General features: G+C 57.1%; 11 protein-coding genes. 6 read left to right on the forward strand and 5 right to left on the reverse strand.

Going from position 1 to position 19,495, the window contains the following annotated elements; all coding sequences use genetic code 11:
* Positions 1-110: 110 nt before the first annotated feature.
* The 3 genes from AAGQ88_RS01595 (at position 111) to AAGQ88_RS01605 (ending at position 1,902) form a co-directional block, all read left to right on the forward strand.
* Positions 111-950, forward strand: coding sequence for a DMT family transporter (locus AAGQ88_RS01595; RefSeq protein WP_342654268.1), 840 nt, complete (start codon positions 111-113; stop codon positions 948-950).
* A gap of 14 nt (positions 951-964) precedes the next feature.
* Positions 965-1,351 (forward strand): MAPEG family protein, encoded by a 387-nt coding sequence (locus tag AAGQ88_RS01600; protein ID WP_342654269.1) that lies wholly within the window; start codon positions 965-967, stop codon positions 1,349-1,351.
* Positions 1,352-1,479: 128 nt separating this feature from the next.
* The gene (locus tag AAGQ88_RS01605) at positions 1,480-1,902 is read left to right on the forward strand and encodes a cytochrome c (RefSeq protein WP_342654270.1); all 423 of its coding nucleotides are present in this window, start codon (positions 1,480-1,482) and stop codon (positions 1,900-1,902) included.
* Between the two features lie 65 nt (positions 1,903-1,967).
* On the opposite strand, the gene AAGQ88_RS01610 is transcribed toward AAGQ88_RS01605, so the two are convergent.
* The 5 genes from AAGQ88_RS01610 to AAGQ88_RS01630 form a co-directional block, all read right to left on the reverse strand.
* Positions 1,968-2,387: a DUF1090 domain-containing protein gene (locus tag AAGQ88_RS01610; RefSeq protein ID WP_093468394.1), complete on the reverse strand. Its 420-nt coding sequence runs from the start codon at positions 2,385-2,387 to the stop codon at positions 1,968-1,970.
* A 58-nt stretch (positions 2,388-2,445) separates the two neighbouring features.
* Entirely contained in the window at positions 2,446-4,131 is a 1,686-nt protein-coding gene (gene ligB, locus AAGQ88_RS01615) for an NAD-dependent DNA ligase LigB (protein ID WP_342654271.1), read from the reverse strand.
* A 152-nt stretch (positions 4,132-4,283) separates the two neighbouring features.
* Positions 4,284-12,266: a neuraminidase-like domain-containing protein gene (locus AAGQ88_RS01620; protein WP_342654272.1), complete on the reverse strand. Its 7,983-nt coding sequence runs from the start codon at positions 12,264-12,266 to the stop codon at positions 4,284-4,286.
* 328 nt (positions 12,267-12,594) lie between these two features.
* Positions 12,595-13,785, reverse strand: a complete 1,191-nt coding sequence (metK, locus tag AAGQ88_RS01625) for a methionine adenosyltransferase (RefSeq protein WP_093468403.1) — start codon at positions 13,783-13,785, stop codon at positions 12,595-12,597.
* A gap of 20 nt (positions 13,786-13,805) precedes the next feature.
* On the reverse strand, positions 13,806-14,801 hold the full coding sequence (locus AAGQ88_RS01630; protein ID WP_342654273.1) for a metalloregulator ArsR/SmtB family transcription factor: 996 nt from the start codon (positions 14,799-14,801) through the stop codon (positions 13,806-13,808).
* Between the two features lie 260 nt (positions 14,802-15,061).
* Here AAGQ88_RS01630 and tkt point away from each other — a divergent pair, with 260 nt between their 5' ends.
* From tkt to AAGQ88_RS01645, 3 genes are all read left to right on the forward strand, one after another.
* Entirely contained in the window at positions 15,062-17,059 is a 1,998-nt protein-coding gene (gene tkt, locus AAGQ88_RS01635) for a transketolase (RefSeq protein WP_342654274.1), read from the forward strand.
* A gap of 185 nt (positions 17,060-17,244) precedes the next feature.
* Positions 17,245-18,294, forward strand: a complete 1,050-nt coding sequence (gene epd / locus AAGQ88_RS01640) for an erythrose-4-phosphate dehydrogenase (protein WP_342654275.1) — start codon at positions 17,245-17,247, stop codon at positions 18,292-18,294.
* A gap of 16 nt (positions 18,295-18,310) precedes the next feature.
* Positions 18,311-19,474 carry a phosphoglycerate kinase gene (locus AAGQ88_RS01645; RefSeq protein ID WP_342654276.1) on the forward strand — a complete coding sequence of 388 codons (1,164 nt, stop codon included), beginning with the start codon at positions 18,311-18,313 and terminating at the stop codon, positions 19,472-19,474.
* Positions 19,475-19,495 lie beyond the last annotated feature (21 nt).

A 19,495-nucleotide genomic window follows, 5' to 3' on the forward strand; every position in this document is an offset into this window, starting at 1 on the left:
ATCGGGTCAATCCATTATCCTCGTTCGCGCCGGCGCGGCGAGAGGTCGCGATGCTCCGGCCCGAGCGACCCATCGCACGCTCGTAGAACCACGCTCACAGGGAGACGTCATTGCTCGCCACCACATTGGTGCTGATCGCAGCACTGCTGCATGCCACCTGGAACACACTCATCAAATTCAGCGGCGAGCGCCTGCTGGTCATCGCCAGCATGGACGTCGTGGCTTTTTTTCTGGCAGTTCTGGCCATCGGATTCGTTGCTCCACCGCCCTTGCACATCTGGCCGTGGCTGGTCGCCTCGGCGCTCTTCGAAGTGCTCTATCGCGCGTTGCTGATCAGGGCTTATCGCGTCGGCGACCTTGGGCTGGTCTATCCGCTGATGCGCGGGCTGTCGCCGCTGGTGGTGCTGGTGCTTACGCTGATTTTTGCGGGCGAGCAGCTGACGGCGCAGGAGATAGTCGGTATTTTGCTGATCCCTTGCGGCATGATCTGCCTGCTGTGGCAGGGCGGCGGCGGTGATCGGCTGCCTTGGTCGATGCTGCCGGTGGTGGGGTTGATCGGGTTGTGCATTGGCAGTTACACCTGGATTGACGGGCAGGCACTCAAGCGTGGCGTGGCCCCGCTGGATTATCTGGTCTGGCTGACGTTCATCAGCGCGTGGCCTTTTCCGCTGCTTGCAGTGGTCAACAAGCGCCCGGCGTTCATGTTGTTCTGGCGAGAACAGTGGAAACTGGGGCTGGGCGTGGGTTTCTGCGTGTTATTCAGCTACGCCCTGGTGCTCTGGGCGATGCAGTCGGGATCGGTCGCGCAGGCCGCCGCATTACGTGAAGTCAGCGTCGTGCTCGTGGTGCTGTTCGGTATGCGTTATCTGAAAGAACCTTTCGGTGGCCCACGGCTCTTAGCTTGTGGATTGGTGCTGGCCGGGATGCTTCTGATGAAGCTCACATTCTAAAAAAGGATATTGGTATGACGGTTGCGTTTTGGTGCGTCTTGATCGTGATTGTGTTGCCGCTGGTCTGCACTTCGATCGCGAAGTTCAGCAGTGGCCGATTCGGCGCCCGACAGAACCACAATCCGCGGGACTTCCTCGACCAGCTCGAAGGTCTCCCTCGCCGCGCTCACGCCGCGCAGCAAAACAGTTTCGAAGCGATTCCGGGATTCGCGGCAGGCGTGATCATCGCCCACGTCGCAGGCGTCGCGCAGTTGGTGACCATCGATGTGCTGGCCGTTCTTTTCGTGACGACACGTCTGCTCTACATCATCTTCTATCTGGCGGACCTTGCTGCGTTGCGCTCGCTGGTGTGGTTCATCGGTCTGGCGCTGGTGGTTGCCCTGTTCGGCGTTTCTGTCTGATCCGGGTTTGAATCGTATTGATTTTCACGGCTGTGCCGGTTCAGTCAGTAGTCGTCATGAAGTCAGAATCCAGTGAGTTCATAAGGTCGTATTCAAGGGCTTTGTCACGGTCAGCGGCAAGTCTGATCGTGGCAGCTGCGCTGCTGTTGAGTGGCTGCAATGGGCCTGACGCGGATTCTCCGCTGGCACAGCGCAAGGCGGTCTTCAAACAGATGCTGAAAACCAGCGAAGACATCGGCGGAATGTTGAGAGGGCGTCTGCCTTTCGACGGTCCGGCTTTCGCAGCCGGTGCGGTCAAGCTCGACGCCCTTTCCCACGAGCCTTGGAAGCATTTTCCTGCCGTCAAAGAGTCCGAGCACACCAGCGCCAAGGACGCTGTCTGGCAAAAACAGGCGCGATTTCAAACGCTGGCAAGAGCGCTGGAGACCCGCACCGGCGAGTTGGTGGTCGCCACTGAGCAACTTCAGCTGACGCCTGCGAACATGATCCCGCCCATGAACAACGTCGAAGACGCCTGCGACGCGTGCCATAAAGAGTTTCGCGACCACTGATCCCGCGCGGCTCCAACCGATGGCCGTGCTGGCGAATGCGCAGCGGCCGTGCTATTCAGGTCCGCCTATTCGTCGTCTTCGTCAGGCTGAACTTTCTCCAGTTCTTCCTGTGCGTCCTGCAATTCTTTGCGGGACTCGGCCAGCTTGTCTTTGCGCTTGTTGATCTTCTCTGGATCGCCTTTGTCCATCGCCTTGTTCAGATCAGCCTGACGACGGCTGACCTCACGCTTGGCATCCAGCACTTTCTGTTCCTGCTGTTTGAGCAGTCCTGCATCGGTGCAGTTGGCAGTGGCTTCGCTCAGGGCTTTCTCCAGCCCGGCCTGCTGGCTGGCATTGCCGGCTGCTTTGGCCTGTTCGATTTGATTGCTGATGTCCTGACGCTTGGCTGCGCAGCCGCTCAACTCCGGCGCCTGCTCGGCGGCCAAGGCTGGAACAGCCAGCAGGCCGCATGCGGTGAACATGATCAGCGGTGACAAGAATTTCATGGACGCTCCTTGAATACACACATCCGGACGCTGCACACAATCGTCCGGCCATAAATGACTAAAAACCCTGAATACCCTGTTCCCGCAGTTGCTCACTCAACGCCTGCACGTGCGGGTCTTGAAAAAAAGCGTGCAATTGCTTCGCACGACCCGGGCCAACACCGCTTTGCGCTTGCCACTGATCAACGCTGCGAGCGGCGAGCGCCGACCAGGAATCCCCAAGAGGGGCACCTGCGGCCGGCGGTAAACCGATCGCTTTGAGCCAGATAACAAAGGATTGTTCGCGAGCGCCCTGGAAAGTCTCCAGCAGTTTAGCGCTGCTGCGCGAGCCGAGACCGGGAATGTTAGCAAGTTGTGCACCATCAAGGGTCATCCAGTCGAGCAACCCATTGATATGTCCGGCATTTATCAGCTTGTCCCACGTGCCCGGTCCGACTCCGCTGAGTGCCAGTCCTTTCTTGCCGCTGAGCCATTTCAGGCGTTCCCGGAACTGGCCTTCACAGCCTTCGACCGGTTGCCAGCAACTCAGCGAATGGTAGTCGGTACTCACCGGAATCTTCAGGACCTCACGCTCAGCACTGCGCGAGACCACGCCGTCCAGTCGCGGGATCGTCAGCCCGGCAAGACTGATCGCCACCTGATCGCCCGCGCGAATGTCGAGCTCCTCAAAGCGTCGCAGCGAGCCGACGCTGATACGGCTGATCTTGCGGTCGTCCAGCTGAACAGGAACCAGGTCCAGTACGGGGGTGATCTTGCCGCTGCGGCCGACGTTGAAGTTGACCTTGCGCACTTCGGCCAGTGCCTGGGCGAAAGGGTATTTCCAGGCAGCGATCCAGTACGGCGCCTTCGCCTGCCAGCGCTGCGAGGTGGGCCGCTCGCCCTGGCGGATCACGACACCATCGGTCGCGAACGGCAGCGGACTGCGATACCAATGGTCGCGCCAGCGCTGCGCCTGATTGAAACCCTCCATCGGCTCACTGAACCGCAGACTGTCTTCGAACCCCAGCGCCCTGAGCCCCGCCAGTCGCTCGCGCATCGCGGTCGGGCCGTCTGGCCAGTCCCAGACAAACAGTCCGATACTGGCGCCTTCGGCTTCGCTGATGAACTTGCGTGCCATCAAACCCGCTACCTTGCTTCGGGCATTGAGACTGCCGGCATCGGCCTGCACATGATCGTCGAGCTTCCAGTACAACTCGCCCTGCAACACCAAAGTCTTTTCCCACGCAAGATGATGAGGAATCGACGCAATCTGGTGCGCATGGCCGACCCAATCCTGACCGGTAACCCCGTTGCCGCGGCTGATCATCTGCACCAGCTTTCCGTTTTCATACACCAGCGTCACGGCCACGCCGTCCACTTTCGGTTGAATCCACAGATCCGAGCGCCCCTTGAGCCAGGCCTGCACGGCCATCTCGTCGCGCAGCTTGTTCAGACCGGTGTGAGGAACCGGGTGGGCGATCGTGCCCCCAGACGTTTTCAGCGGATCATCGCCAGCCGCGGGCGACCGGGCGAAGCAACTGCGCAGATAAGCCAGACGCTCTCGCGACTGGTCGTAAAGCTCATCAGCCACCAACGACACGCCCTGACGATGGTAGCTGTCATCCCATTTTTCGATCTGCGCCTGCTGCAGCGCGATCTCGCTGCGGGCTTTGAAGGGCGACCAGTCGGGGCAGGATTGTGCATTGACCTGGTTAGCCAGAAGAGGCAGTGCGCAGAGGGCCAGTGTGCGAAGTGAGAGCAGCATCGAAGCGTCCTTGCTTGGGAGGAGCGAGGAAGGCTACGCCGCCTGAAAATCTTCTGCGATTGAGGGTTGGTTACCGGGTGTTAACGGTCTCGCGAGAAAAAAGCCCGAGGTTGCGGCTGATCCGTCGCCTCGGGCTCCACGTTGAAACATGCCTACTTTTCAGCCTTCATAAGCGTCTTCACCGTATTAGTGAAGTCCTTGCCTCCGTCCCGCGCGGTATAGACCAGTTGTATCTGGATGTTTTTGAGCAGGCTCGTCTTCCCGTCGATGCTCGTCAGCTTTTTCAGAAAGTCGACATCTGTAAAGCTCAACTGCCAGCGTGAAATAGCGCCTGTACCCTCGAAGGGCAGGTATCGCCCGTCGTGGAACATCAATTCATACACCCAGTCAGCCTTGTCGAAACCCAATCCGTCATCGGCTTGCGCGGACGACAGCGCGATTTGTTGTTGAGCCCTGAGGTTTTGTCTGATGCTATCGGGTGCTTTGGTGCCGGGCTTATACAAATAATCCGCGCCTGCCTCTGTCGGTTCGGTCAAGATCGTGCTGTCTGTTTGCGTGAGAATGGCGCTGACGTTCTCCAAAGTGGTGCCGGCCTCTGATGCCATCACGAATGACACTGAAACGTGCCTGATTTGACGCAGGTAATGCCCCGGATAGTTGTTGTCGAAATCCTGCGAGGTGAATCCGAAAACAAGGGGATTACTGGACAGCGTTTTGAGTTGCTCAAGCCACTGGTCGTCCGACTGCCCGCGCCTCACATCTATCGTTTTCTTGATGCACAGGCGCCGCTCATTGCACTGGATATGCGCGTTTTCCATTTCTTGCAAGTTCACCAGCAGTGACTCGCCAGCCAGCATGCCTTTGTAAGAATCCACCCAGGCGCCGGTTTTGATAAAGGCAGGCCGTTTGTAGTCGCCAATTTCATAGCGCCAGGCCGCTTCGGTGGTCAGGCACAGCGACAACACGGCGTCGTAAGCGGGGCCATATAGCAATTCCTGTCTGGCGACCATCCAGTTGTAAGTCGGGACGCTTGTGAAACAGGTGGTCATTGCCTCATGGGCTTGTTCCAGGTTCTGGCGTTCAGCTCGAGCGGCGTCGAGAGTGATGGTTGCTGCGTTAAGCTCGATGTTGGTTTCTTTGATTTGCAGGTCTATGGACTGGATGTCCAGTTCGGCTTGTTTCAACTCGAACTTCCATCCGGCTGCCCGGCGTTCGTAGCCACTTTCCATCAGCAACTGCTGTGACGTAAATCTGCTGACCATGCTGACGCCTCCCAGGGATGCAATCGCAACGCTCAAGCTTGCGGCGTATCTTTGACCGCCAAATGCAACCCCGAATATGCACGGCACTGATTCTAAGAGACCTTTGCCGACGGACAAGGGAGCTTTGGCGGTCTCAAAAGCGGAGGCCAACGAGATGAGTCCAGTGGCGGCTTCCTCCATCGGGGAGCGGCCGACGTCAATCAGATTCGTGTAGTAATCCCTCCTGAACACAGCTGCCTGCCTGCCCAGCAACAAGGTACTTTTTTTGGCTCTGACGGAGTTGATCGACTCCTGCTGAAGCCTCATGGTGAAGTCGGATATCTTTATTTCCTGCTGTTTGAGCAGGACTGACAGTGTCGTATTGAACTCGTCCTCCATCAGCTTCATGTAGTGGCGGCCCATGTCCTGAAGTTGCTGCACGGCCGCACGGGCCATCGGGATGAGCTGGCGGAAGCGATACCCGGGAATTTGAGCCCGATCACTGTTGTAGGTACTGATGAGCTGGCCGATGCCACGCTGGCCAAATCCAAACGAGTCTGCGCCCTCCGTGCGCCAGTCCATCACTGGCAAAATTTTGCCATCGAGCGTCAGCCCGTGCCTGAGGTTGAAAAGGCGATGCTCCAACGTTCTCCGGGCAGTCGTAATGCGCTCGTTGATCGGTGCACGAAATAGCGAATGGTTCACGCTTTGCAGTGGCATCGGCACCCAGCGAGACACTGACGCGCGTTCCGGCAGCGGTCCGATCAGCTTCAGTGCCTTCTGATAGCAGAGCCAGGCATGGTTAAGCGTGCTAGGCGTGAGCTGCCGATAAAAATGATCGCCTTGGCGCTGCCAGTTTTCCAGCAACGCAAGGAAGACCGCTTGTCGGTAGTACCGCGAAAGAATGAAGGCTCTGCTCGTTGAGTTAATCTGCTTTAGTAGTTCTGAATTGCCTGATCCCACCTCGGCCAGCGGTCGAGTATTCCAGAAGGGAGGGCGTTCCTTGTCGTCTTCCTGTGTTCTGTAGGGATCGAACAAATAACGGGTGTACCAACGCTCGGCCTCGTCAAACTGCTGTTGTTCGCTCAGGCGAGTGGCGACCAGATTCGGCAAATGCAGAAACAACTCCCTGAAATAAGCGCCGTTGGCGCCATGGAAGTCAACTCGGGTCGCCGGAGTGTTGGCATCGATGGTCGGTTCTTCGATGCATTGGGCATCCCACTCCAGTGCGCGCTCAACACTGCGCGTGGCGCGGGCCACCAGCTGTTTGCCAAACAATGTATTCAGCCGAATGGCGTTTGAGGGGAGGGTTGGGCTTTGCTCGGTGACTGAGTTCAAGTCCAGGTACTGAGCTTGTTGGTCATTCCGTTTTATCGCGATATTCCACGCATCCAACCCCCGGTAGTCAAACGTGGCGAAGACATTGTGCAACGGGTCGCCTGCTTCACACAGCGCAAATATATACTGGCCCGACACTGTGCAGGTGAACTCTTGACTAAGCACCGCCTGACCGTCAGCAAGTACGCTCTCCTCGGTCAGTCGGTGGAACGATGTCTGGTCAGGTCTCTTGGCATAGAGCCGCAGGTCAGTTTTTTTATAGGCTGCCGGGTTGAGGACTATTTGTATCGGCACGGATTTCTTATCAGGAGCATAAGAAAGCTCGATCCTGAAATTTTCTTCAAATAGAAAATCAAGTTTATTCAAGTAGGCGCTGTAGGTTCGGCTTTTAGCAGAGGGGGCCGTGGGTTGAGGTGTCAGAGCTTCTATGATTTCTACTTGATCTCCCTTCAATGAATAAGTCACCCCGGTAATCGTATTGTCGCTGGTTGTCAGGTTGATAAAAAAAGGGTAGAGTTCTTTAGATTCTGAAACTCCGTCATTCGCCTCAATACTAACTTCGTAATGGTTCTGATTTGGCGACAGGTCGCTGTTTCTGGTGTCGGCAGTAAATAGTGGTATGGAGGTCCCGTCTATTATCTGTTGGGGGTAGTGAGCAGTGACATTTATAAGGTTGTCACGCAGGTGAGAGGCCGATAAGGTGGCGGACCATTTTTTTTTGGAAAAGTATAGAGTATTTTCCGGGGCGTCTGGATTATTGTATATGTCTTGCGCGTTTGGATTATTAAATCTGCCTGGTTCTACACGTTTAGGGCTTTTGTAGGATATAGAATCTTTATCAAAGTCTTCATCGGTAAGTTTTCTACCGTCGCTGGACCATAACCCAGTGTCATTGACGCCGGCATTAAAAACCCAAAATGGTAGTTGAGAAATTAGCGGGAACTTTTTAGCAAAGCTGGCAAATCCATGTCTAGAGACTTCATTCAGTGAAATAGTTTTCAGGTGCTGTTCTACTTCGGCTCTTAGCGTTGTGTCGAAGTTTGGGCTTGATATCGAGTCGTGCTTGTAATTTTCCAGTTCATACCTCATGACGCCCAATTCTGTAGCTCTGAGTTTGATTTGTTTGTTATTCACCGAGTCCGGGTATTGGATCTTTCTAATGTCACCGAAGGCGTTGTAAAGCTTTTCGCTAAAGACTTTCGCGACCTTTTCAGTCATTTCTTTTTTGTCGATCAGCAGCAAGTCCCTTGACTCAATAAAATAATCCTTATTGAAAGCTCCAGATTTCGTAGGCTCTGCCGTTCCTGCGTTGGCAGTGTAGTCGCAGTTATAGAGCATCACTCTCAACCAAGGGTCCTTGGCGCGTTCTCCCTCCGCGTCTACCAGTGCGATCAGGCCGGGCACATAAGTGTCGTCTTTCAGGTAAGCATTACCTGCATCCGGCAGCCGTTTGCCATCTTTCGTGCCGTCCAGGCAGAGAAGCTCGTTCGGCGGGGACCAGAAGCCATCGCTTTGCTTATAAATGTACTGAACGCTGATTTTCTTGAACTTGGTGGGGGTCTGATTTTTATCGTCCGCAGAGGGCAGGCCAACCGTGCCCCGTTCAACCCAGAACACATAGGGTCGACCTTCGATCATCACCGGGCGAATGGCGTCACAGCTATGTGTGGCCACTGAGTCCTTATACGTGCTCTGTTCGATCTGACCGGTTGCAGTCACGCTGATCTTCTCCCATTCACTCCATGCAAGTGGGCTCAGTCGGTGTTTATCATCACGCAGCCTCATGTCTACGGAACGCCAGTAATATTCAGGCGGAGAAGCATTGGTCTTGCCGATAAAGTGGTAAGTGTCGTTTTTTGGATCGATGCCATCCAGATACCCGCTGACCACTTGCAGGTTGCTGGTCTGCTCGAATTTGGTCAGGTAGCCGGTGATGGCTGTCTGTAGCAGTTCAGGGTCCAGCTTACCCTGATTAAGCTCAACTTCCAGTGATTGAAAGGCGGTGCTTTTATTGGGACGGTTGGCATAGTAGATCAGGTTCTCTGGGTGGTTGAGCTGCGTCTGCCTTATCTTCCAAATTCCATATTCACTCAGGTACTCCCGCCAGAAGTCCGCTGTGTTTTGATCGATAATATTAGTCAGATACCCAGGGTCCAGACGAGCAAACAGTCTGTGCAGGTAATGTTGAAGGCTGGCCGTTGCTTGCATCACCACGTTTGTGTTGACAGCGGAGCTCACCCAAACATCAGTCAGAAAGTAACTGGAAAGGTCGTCATGGTTCGATATAAAACGCTTCAGGGGTGGAGTCGATACTGCCCAATAGCCCAGCAGGTAAGCCGCGAGCGCATTTCGCCAATGTTCTCGAAGCGCAGGTTGCATCGCCGCCAGTTCTTCATCGCTGCAGGCGCCCATCAGTATCTGGGCACTGCTTTCTACATCGCTAAATGAAGATTCACTGTCGAGCAGGCATAAATCCAGAAGTGAGCGGCATGACAGCCCGGTTTTTTCGCACAGCGACTGTTGATGGAGAATAAAGTCAATGTCACCGATGGTACTGGGTACACATTTGACATACGTGTATTGCGTTTCGGTTTCCGTAGTCGACGCGCCCTGAGGGTAAATCTCAAGTTTTACCTGAGATCTAGACTCGGCAGGTTTGATACTGCTAATGCGTTTCCACGCGGCAGGGGTAGTTGTAGGCAGGTATTGATCTTCACGCACCTTTAAGGTGCCAGGGTTATCTTTTAAAAACTGCACAAATTTGTCGTAGATTCGCTCCACCTTTGGATCTTTTGTATTGGTCCTCTGGGCCTTTAGGTATCGTTCGAGTAGTGCCCCCAGCCCTTTGAGGGCATGATTTTTCTCGCAGTAGCGGTACCAGTGCATTTCCGAGGGGGTCAGCAAGCTGAGAAAATCATCAAAGGTTTTTTTCAATCCGGCGACTTTCACCTCGACAGACGGCAATGCCGTTGCGATTTCGCTCTCCGGCCAGCCGATGAGTTTGCCGAGTCGCCTGGCGGCTTGCAGAGGCGCATCCGCTTGATCGCTGGAGGGGAGCTTGGCGAAATAATCCAGCGCATCGTCTTCGGCGAATCCAGCGTTATGACATTTATTAATCCATTCCCGATAGCAGCCGACCTGGTAGCAGAGTTCAAGGGTAAGTGCAGGCGGGTGCGAAGGGGATTGACCCTGACTGTCGGTGTCGCCGGCCAGTTCGAACCAGTCTGGGTGATCGAGCAGGGCGGTCAGTCCGGCAGGGCTTAACTGAAAATATTTGATCACCTGCGCATGTCGAGCAAGCTTGTCCCACGACTCAAGATTCAGCCCTTCGAGCGTTGCTGCGGTTGAAGAGGCATTGTCCCGGGCCGTCAATACGTCGGCCAAGAGCGTGTAACGGCTTTCTTCAACCCAACGCAATAGTGCCAGCGCATGCTCCGGCGTGAATGCGCGTCCGTCTTCACCCTTGCCCAACGCTTGACTGAGGATGTGCTTGACGATGTCTTCCTGCGCGACGGTTGCATTGGTAATCAGCCGCTCCAGTGCTTCGCTGACCGGGTCAATGTCCACAGTTGCTCTCAGCAGCGCATTGGCAGTTTTGAGCTTGCCCTTGAGTGCGTCTGCCAACAGGTCGGCCAGTTTCTTGTCGGCGGCCAGGGCGACTGGCATCACCAGGCCCCGAGCATCCAAAAATGCCGACAACGTGTCGAGCCAAGAACCCGATGCGGGCGACACCGCAGAACCGACTTCCTGCGCAATTTGCGTTTCGGTCAACAGGGCGGCCCCAATGCGCGGAAGCGCGTCGACGAGGGTTTGCTGGATGCGTGCATCCAGTCTGATCAGAGGCTTGAGTTCAGCACTGATATCACCGGGCAGCGGGGTTAACCAACTCAGTAACGCTTGTGCAGGAATACGTTGTCGCCTTAGCCAGATTTCGAGGTTTATCAAGCCGGTCAATAGGTCGAGGATGTCGCATTCCCCTGCTTCGGTAACTTCTTCGCTCCCGTCGTCTGCGAAATAGACCTCGTCTCGAGTGATCTCAGGTTTACCTGCAAGTTGTGCCCACACTCGCAGATTTGATTGAGCCAGTAACGCTATGAGGCTGGTGCCCTCGTCCATGCTCAGCCGTAACAGACGAGGCAGTCTGGTCAGACGATAAAGTGAAGAAAAGACGGGCAGGGACAAATTTGGTTTTTTGAGCCCCAATGCCTGAACCACCTGTGTCAGGTAAATATTCGCTACGCGCTCTTCCAAAGCGAAAGCGCGGCAGATGATCCCCATGGGGGATTTGCTGAGGCTATCGCTGGTTTGGGTGGTGGAACTGATTTCGAACTCGCGACCATCCAGAGTCAGCCAGGTCGCGACGTCGGCCAGTTGTCCTGCGCCAGGGCCATCGAGAACGCGGTCCAGGAAAGGTGTTTCTTCACCCACCGCGTAGGGCGTCAATCCGTTGATAAGCGCAGCGAACTGTTCGGGGGTGACCTTGTATTCATCGCGCATGTAACTGAAGACGCCCAGTGCTCTGAGCGTGTTTTGGGTGAAGTGGAAATCCTGGGTCTGACCTTCCGCGCGCAAGGCTGCCATTACCAGAAGATCAACCTGCGCGAACGGTATTTGCAGCGCATGCTGCAGATGAATCATTTTATGAATGCGGCGCAAATGCTCCGCACTTGCACCTTTGAGTCTGAGATTGATGCCTGGCCCCTCGAAAATATCTTCCAGTGACACCGCAGGTGCAGTTGCATTATTGATGAACACTGCACCATAAATATGGCCGGCGAGCGGTGCTGTTTCTTGTGCAGAGCCGAACGCACTGGATCGTTTTACCGTGGTGATGGCTTCGCTGCCGTCGTCAGGAACGCCCGAAGTGGCCAGCAGCTCCAGAATGCTTTCCGGTTTCAAGCCGGTTTGTCTGCACAGGGTGTCGACATCGATCAGTTGATCGAGAATTTTGCTTGTGTCGCCAGTGACCCCATAGAGTGTTTGCAGATAGTCGCTAGTGGTAATGGCCCTGTCATCGAGTAGTAAAGATTGCAGCGCGGGATTGAGACCAGCTGCTTTCAGCATCACCTCCCTGAGTTCTTCAGTGCGCAGATTGTCAGAAGTGAAGCTTGGGTAGCTGTATTCGCTGCGCTGGAGCAGGTCGAACAGTGAGGTGTTCTTCTGTTTCAACACCGCTTTGATCTGCTCCAGAGGCAGATGGAATGGCAGCTGTGCGGGGTAGTGCGCCTTCGCGATCTCTTCTGCCAGTACTTTGTCTTTGCCTGCGTGCGAATTGGCTGTTCGCTCCATCGCATCAATCGCAAGGGTGAGGGCCGGAAGCTGATCTTCAAGGCTGCTTTGATTCAGAACCTGCTCTTCGATATCCGGACGTCGCTCGGCGAGCTTGATCTGCAGAGCGGCATCACCGATGGCCTCCAGACTCAACGCTTGCTGATGGAGCGCGTGAAGATAGGCCAGAGGCCCGACGTTGGATTCCAGGGCGTCAGGCGCGCATTTGTCGGCGACTTGTTCGGGGAAGAGCCTGGCATAGGTGGCAGAGGTGAGGGTGTCGTCCATGATCGAGTAGTTCCTTTTTACGCTGGATGAAATTGCGGGATATGCATTCAATAAACAGTGTAGGAACAAGCGGCGAGTTCGATCGAAAGTGCTGATGAGGTGTTTATGGATGAAATAACAGATATATCAACGGCTTGAAGTTCGTTATCGCCAGTCGCGATAACACTAATCGCCAATCGGTTTAGGTGGATACCCGCTAATTAGGTTGGCCGTTATTCCGTTTGAAACTGTACAACCTCGGCAAATAGCAAAAAGCCCCTGACGACTCACATCGTCAGGGGCTTTTTGTCTTGCCGGGTGCCGCTAAGCGCAATGCACCCGATGGGTATTACAGACCGGCTGCAGCGCGCAGGGCGTCGGCGCGGTCGGTTTTTTCCCAGGTGAACGTGGTGAAAGTGTCGTCGCCCACGGTCTTGGTTTGCGGCGTGCGGCCGAAGTGGCCGTAGGCTGCGGTTTCCTGATACATCGGGTGCAGCAGGTCGAGCATGGTGGTGATCGCGTATGGACGCAGGTCGAAGTGCTCGCGGACCAGTTTGATGATCTTGTCATCGCTGATCTTGCCGGTGCCGAAGGTGTTCAGCGAGATCGAAGTCGGTTGGGCGACGCCGATGGCGTAGGACACCTGGATCTCGCAACGCTCGGCCAGGCCCGCAGCGACGATGTTCTTGGCGACATAACGACCGGCGTAGGCGGCCGAACGGTCAACCTTCGATGGGTCTTTACCGGAGAATGCGCCACCGCCGTGACGGGCCATGCCGCCGTAGCTGTCGACGATGATCTTGCGACCGGTCAGGCCGCAGTCGCCGACCGGGCCCCCGATGATGAACTGGCCAGTCGGGTTGATGTGGAACTGAGTGTCTTTGTGCAGCAGTTCAGCGGGCAGCACGTGCTTGACGATCAGCTCCATCACGCCTTCACGCAGGTCGGTGTAGGACACTTCAGGATTGTGCTGGGTCGACAGCACCACCGCGTCGATGCCGACGACGATGCCGTTCTCGTAACGGCAGGTCACCTGGGATTTTGCGTCTGGACGCAGCCAAGGCAGCAGGCCCGATTTGCGGGCTTCGGCCTGACGGTGTACCAGTTGGTGCGAGAACGCGATAGGCGCTGGCATCAGGGCAGCGGTTTCGTTGCTGGCGTAGCCGAACATCAGACCTTGGTCGCCGGCGCCCTGATCTTCAGGCTTGGCACGGTCGACGCCTTGGTTGATGTCAGGAGACTGCTTGCCGATGATGTTCATCACGCCGCAAGTGGCGCCGTCGAAACCGACGTCGGAGCTGGTGTAGCCGATGTCGCTGATCACGTCACGAACGATCTGCTCCAGGTCGACCCACGCGCTGGTGGTCACTTCGCCAGCAACGATGGCAACACCGGTTTTGACCAGGGTCTCAACGGCAACGCGAGCGTGCTTGTCCTGAGCAATGATGGCGTCCAGCACCGCATCGGAGATCTGGTCGGCGATTTTGTCCGGATGCCCTTCGGACACGGACTCGGAGGTGAAAAGGGAGTATTCGCTCATCTCGACGGTTTTCCTGAGTATTACCGATGGTGAGTGTCGCCAGCCGGTCGCTGAAAATGGCGAACCTGGATCTGGAAACCATTACGTAAGCCTACATAGAGGCTTTCCCCGGGGACCAGCCCCGCAGCGATGGCCCAACGGGCCAGATCTTCCTGTTCGAAACCTAACCAGAGATCGCCACAGGCCTCCTTGGCCCAGCTCTGGTCATGGCTGCACAACTCTGTCACGAGCAGACTACCGCCCGGTTGCAACAGGTTGGCCAGTTGTTTGAGCGCTTCAGCAGGCGCGGCAAAATGGTGAAGCACCATATTCAAGACGACACAGTCGCCCTGAACGTTAGCGTCGGCCAATGCATCGGCCAGTTTCAGCTCGACGTTACCCAGCGCCTTTTGCTCACAGATCCCGCGGGCCAGTTCGAGCATGGCCGGGCTGTTGTCGAGGCCGGTGACATGGCCAAAGCGCTGCGCCAGATCAGGCAGAAAACCGCCATCACCGGGACCGACTTCCACGGCTGTGGCACCGGCAGGAAAGCTGAGTTTGTCCAGCAGCGACAGCAGGCTGTCGCGGTACTGCGGCAGTCCTGCGATCAGGTCCTGCTGTGCACGAAATTTCTCAGCGGTGCGCGCGAAAAAGTCCTGACTGGCGTTGGCGCGTTGACGATGCACCAGGCCGATCCGGCCTTGCACGTCGTCAGGCAGCGTCAGACCGTCGACTTCCTCCAGCAGCGCTGCGTGCAGCTTGCCGCCGATCTGGGCCGTGTGAGGCAAAGCGCGTCGGTAGAAAATCGCGTTGCCTTCACGCCGCGTGGCCACCAGATCCGCCTGAGCAAGGACTTTAAGGTGATGGCTCATGCCCGACTGACCGATCGCGAATATCTGCGCAAGCTCCAGCACGCCGAACGAGTCGTTGGACAGCGCGCGCAGCACGTTCAGACGCAGCGGATCACCGCCGGCCTTGCACAAGGCAGCCAGCTCGTCGCTTTGGTCATGGCTAATGGCGGGCACGCGTAAATTCATAAGGCAGGCAGTCTAGTTATCGCTCGGGCTGGCTGCAACACCAATATCAAAAAGTTTTGATATTGGTCGATGGGTGGCGGCGGCAGTTCGCCACGTTGCCGGTGTTTGCGCAGGAAAGAGAGCAGTCATGCCACATGAAAACGGCCACAACGCAGGAAAATCGCGCATCAGACTGCATCTGTCATTGCCCCCGGACAGTGCCTGAGGGAAAATGGCCGCCTTTTTCAGATCCCACTTCTTTCTGCCCCAGGAGATCAGCGATGCCTAGCCGTCGTGAGCGTGCCAATGCCATTCGTGCCCTCAGCATGGATGCCGTGCAAAAGGCCAACAGCGGCCACCCAGGAGCCCCGATGGGCATGGCGGATATCGCTGAAGTCCTGTGGCGCGATTATCTGAAGCACAACCCGAGCAACCCGCTGTTCGCCGACCGTGACCGTTTCATCCTGTCCAACGGCCACGGCTCGATGCTGATCTACTCGCTGCTGCACCTGACCGGCTACGACCTGTCGATCGACGACCTGAAAAATTTCCGTCAACTGCACAGCCGCACGCCGGGTCACCCTGAATACGGCTATACGCCGGGCGTTGAAACCACCACCGGCCCGCTGGGTCAGGGTTTCGCCAACGCTGTCGGTTTTGCTGTCGCCGAGAAAACCCTGGCTGCACAGTTCAACCGCCCAGGCCACGACATCGTCGATCACCACACCTACGTGTTCATGGGTGATGGCTGCATGATGGAAGGTATCTCCCACGAAGTCGCTTCGCTGGCGGGCACGCTGCGTCTGAACAAGCTGATTGCGTTCTACGACGACAACGGCATCTCCATCGACGGCGAAGTCGAAGGCTGGTTCACCGATGACACGCCCAAGCGTTTCGAATCCTACGGCTGGCTGGTGATCCGCAATGTCGACGGCCATGACGCCGACGAGATCAAGACTGCCATCGACACCGCTCGCAAGAGCGACAAGCCGACGCTGATCTGCTGCAAGACCACTATCGGTTTCGGTTCGCCGAACAAACAGGGCAAGGAAGAGTGCCACGGCGCTCCGCTGGGCAACGACGAAATCGCCCTGACCCGCGCCGCACTGAAGTGGACGCACGGTCCTTTCGAAATCCCGGACGACATCTACAAAGAGTGGAACGCCAAAGAGAAGGGCCTGGCCGCCGAAGCCGAGTGGGACCAGCGTTTCGCGGCTTACTCTGCGCAATTCCCGGAACTGGCCAACGAGCTGATCCGTCGCATGAGTGGCGAACTGCCAGCTGACTTCGCTGAAAAGTCCGCCGCCTACGTGGCTGAAGTCAACGCTAAGGGCGAAACCATCGCCAGCCGCAAGGCGAGCCAGAATGCGCTGAGCAATTTCGGCCCGCTGTTGCCGGAGTTCCTGGGCGGTTCGGCTGACCTGGCCGGCTCCAACCTGACCATCTGGAAAGGTTGCAAGAGCATCACGGGCGAGGAAGCCGACGGTAACTACTTGCACTACGGCGTGCGTGAGTTCGGCATGGGCGCGATCATGAACGGCATCGCCCTGCATGGCGGTTTCGTGCCGTACGGCGCGACCTTCCTGATCTTCATGGAATACGCGCGCAACGCCGTGCGCATGTCCTCGCTGATGAAGAAGCGCGTCATTTATGTGTTCACCCACGACTCCATCGGTCTGGGCGAAGACGGCCCGACTCACCAGCCGATCGAGCAACTGACCAGCCTGCGTTCCACCCCGAACCTGGACACCTGGCGTCCAGCCGATGCCGTTGAGTCGGCAGTGGCCTGGAAACACGCAATCGAGCGTGACGACGGTCCTTCGGCGCTGATCTTCTCCCGCCAGAACCTGCAGCATCAGTCGCGCGACGCACTGCAACTGGAGAACATCAACCGTGGTGGCTACGTGCTGCGAGACTGCAATGGCGAGCCGGACCTGATCCTGATCGCGACCGGCTCCGAAGTCGGTCTGGCGGTGCAGGCATTCGACAAGCTGACTGCCGAAGGCAAGAACGTGCGCGTGGTGTCCATGCCATGCACCAGCGTGTTCGAAGCTCAGGATGCGCTGTACAAGCAGTCGGTGCTGCCGCTGGAAGTCAGCGCGCGCATCGCCATCGAAGCCGCCCATGCTGACTACTGGTACAAGTATGTCGGTCTGGAAGGCCGCGTCATCGGCATGACCACGTTCGGCGAGTCGGCGCCCGCCAACCTGCTGTTCGAAGAGTTTGGTTTCACGCTGGAGAACATCATCTCCACGGCCGAAGAGCTGCTGGAAGACTAAGTAGCCTGCGCGCTCTCTGTAGGAGCGTGGCTTGTCCCGCGATCTGCCACGGAGTGGCAGCAACCTCATGCGACCCGGTTGTGCCTGATACAACCTATTCGCCGGGTTGCTGCCGGTTCCCGGCAGATCGCGGGACAAGCCTCGCTCCTACAGGTTCTTTGTGTCATTCAAAACCGAGAACCCCCATGCCTCAGCCACGCCCCTACAAAGTCGCCCTCAATGGTTATGGCCGTATCGGCCGCTGCGTGCTGCGCGCGTTGTGCGAACGAGGTGCGAAGGCTGGCTTCGAAGTGGTGGCGATCAACGACCTGGCCGACATGGCCAGCCTCGAATACCTGACGCGCTTTGACTCGACCCACGGCCGGTTTCCCGGAGACGTGCGGGTTGAAGGCGATTTTCTGCACATCAACGATCACGTCATCAAAGTATTCCGCAGCGCGACGCCGGAAGGCATCGACTGGGGTTCGCTTGACGTCGATCTGGTGCTCGAGTGCTCCGGCGTCTATCACACGCGTGCCGACGGCGAACGATTCCTGTCCGCCCGAGCGCCTCGCGTGCTGTTTTCTCAGCCGATGGCGAGCGAGGCCGACGTCGACGCCACGATCGTCTACGGCATCAATCAGCAAAAGCTGACCGGCGACGAACTGCTGGTGTCGGCTGCGTCCTGCACCACCAACTGCAGCGTGCCGTTGCTGGATTTGCTGGATCGCGAACTGGGGCTCGAATACGTCACGATTACCACGATCCATTCGGCGATGAACGACCAGCCTGTGATTGACGCCTATCATCACGAGGATTTGCGCCGCACGCGCTCGGCTTTCCAGTCGATCATTCCGGTGTCCACTGGTCTGGCGCGAGGCATTGAGCGCCTGCTTCCGGAACTTGCGGGCCGAATTCAGGCCAAAGCAGTTCGTGTGCCGACGGTGAATGTTTCGTGCCTGGACATCACGCTGCAGGTCGCGCGTGATACCAACGCGGTGGAAATCAACCACATCCTGCGCCAGGCCGCGACCAGCGGCCCGCTCAAGGGATTGTTGGCTTACACCGAGCTGCCGCACGCCAGCTGTGATTTCAATCATGACCCTCATTCGGCCATCATCGATGCCAGCCAGACCCGGGTTTCCGGCCCTCGACTGGTGAACGTTCTGGCCTGGTTCGACAACGAATGGGGTTTTGCCAATCGAATGCTGGATGTCGCCGACCACTTTCTGCAAAGCATCCATAAACAACAGTAAAAACAGGGAACGCCTCATGACCGTGTTGAAGATGACCGACCTCGATCTGCAAGGTAAGCGTGTACTGATCCGCGAAGACCTCAACGTGCCGGTCAAGGACGGTGTCGTCACCAGCGATGCACGCATTCTTGCTTCGCTGCCGACCATCAAGCTGGCGCTGGAAAAGGGCGCTGCCGTCATGGTCTGCTCGCATCTGGGTCGTCCGACCGAAGGTGAATTCTCCGCAGAAAACAGCCTTAAACCTGTAGCCGATTACCTCAGCAACGCGCTGGGCCGTGACGTGCCGCTGGTGGCCGAATACCTGGATGGCGTGGACGTGAAGGCGGGCGACATCGTCCTGTTCGAAAACGTGCGCTTCAACAAGGGTGAGAAAAAGAACGCTGACGAGCTGGCGCAGAAATACGCCGCGCTGTGCGACGTCTTCGTGATGGACGCCTTCGGTACGGCTCACCGCGCCGAGGGATCAACCCACGGCGTCGCGAAATTCGCCAAGGTCGCCGCTGCCGGTCCTTTGCTGGCTGCCGAGCTCGACGCGCTGGGCAAGGCCCTGGGCAACCCGGCCAAGCCGATGGCCGCAATCGTCGCGGGCTCCAAAGTCTCCACCAAACTCGATGTGCTCAACAGCCTGAGCACCAAGTGCGATCAACTGATCGTTGGCGGCGGCATTGCAAACACATTCCTCGCGGCGGCGGGTCACAAAGTCGGCAAGTCGCTCTATGAGCCGGATCTGCTGGACACTGCCAAAGCCATCGCCGCCAAGGTCAGCGTGCCGCTGCCGGTCGACGTCGTGGTTGCCAAGGCCTTCGCTCAAGATGCAGAGGCCACCGTCAAGCTGATCGCAGACGTGGCCGACGACGACATGATTCTCGACATTGGCCCGAAAACTGCGGCCCATTTTGCCGAGTTGTTGAAATCTTCCAAGACTATCCTGTGGAACGGTCCTGTCGGCGTGTTCGAGTTCGACCAGTTCGGCAACGGCACGAAGGTGCTGGCCGAGGCCATCGCTGAAAGCCCGGCATTTTCCATTGCCGGTGGCGGCGACACTCTGGCTGCAATCGACAAATACGGTGTGGGCGAGAAAATCTCCTACATTTCCACAGGCGGTGGTGCGTTCCTCGAGTTCGTCGAGGGCAAGGTTTTGCCTGCCGTGGAAGTTCTGGAACAACGCGCCAAGGCTTGATTTTTCGGCCTGGGTGAGTGA

Source organism: Pseudomonas sp. F3-2 (genome assembly GCF_038804275.1).
Taxonomy (GTDB): Bacteria; Pseudomonadota; Gammaproteobacteria; order Pseudomonadales; family Pseudomonadaceae; genus Aquipseudomonas.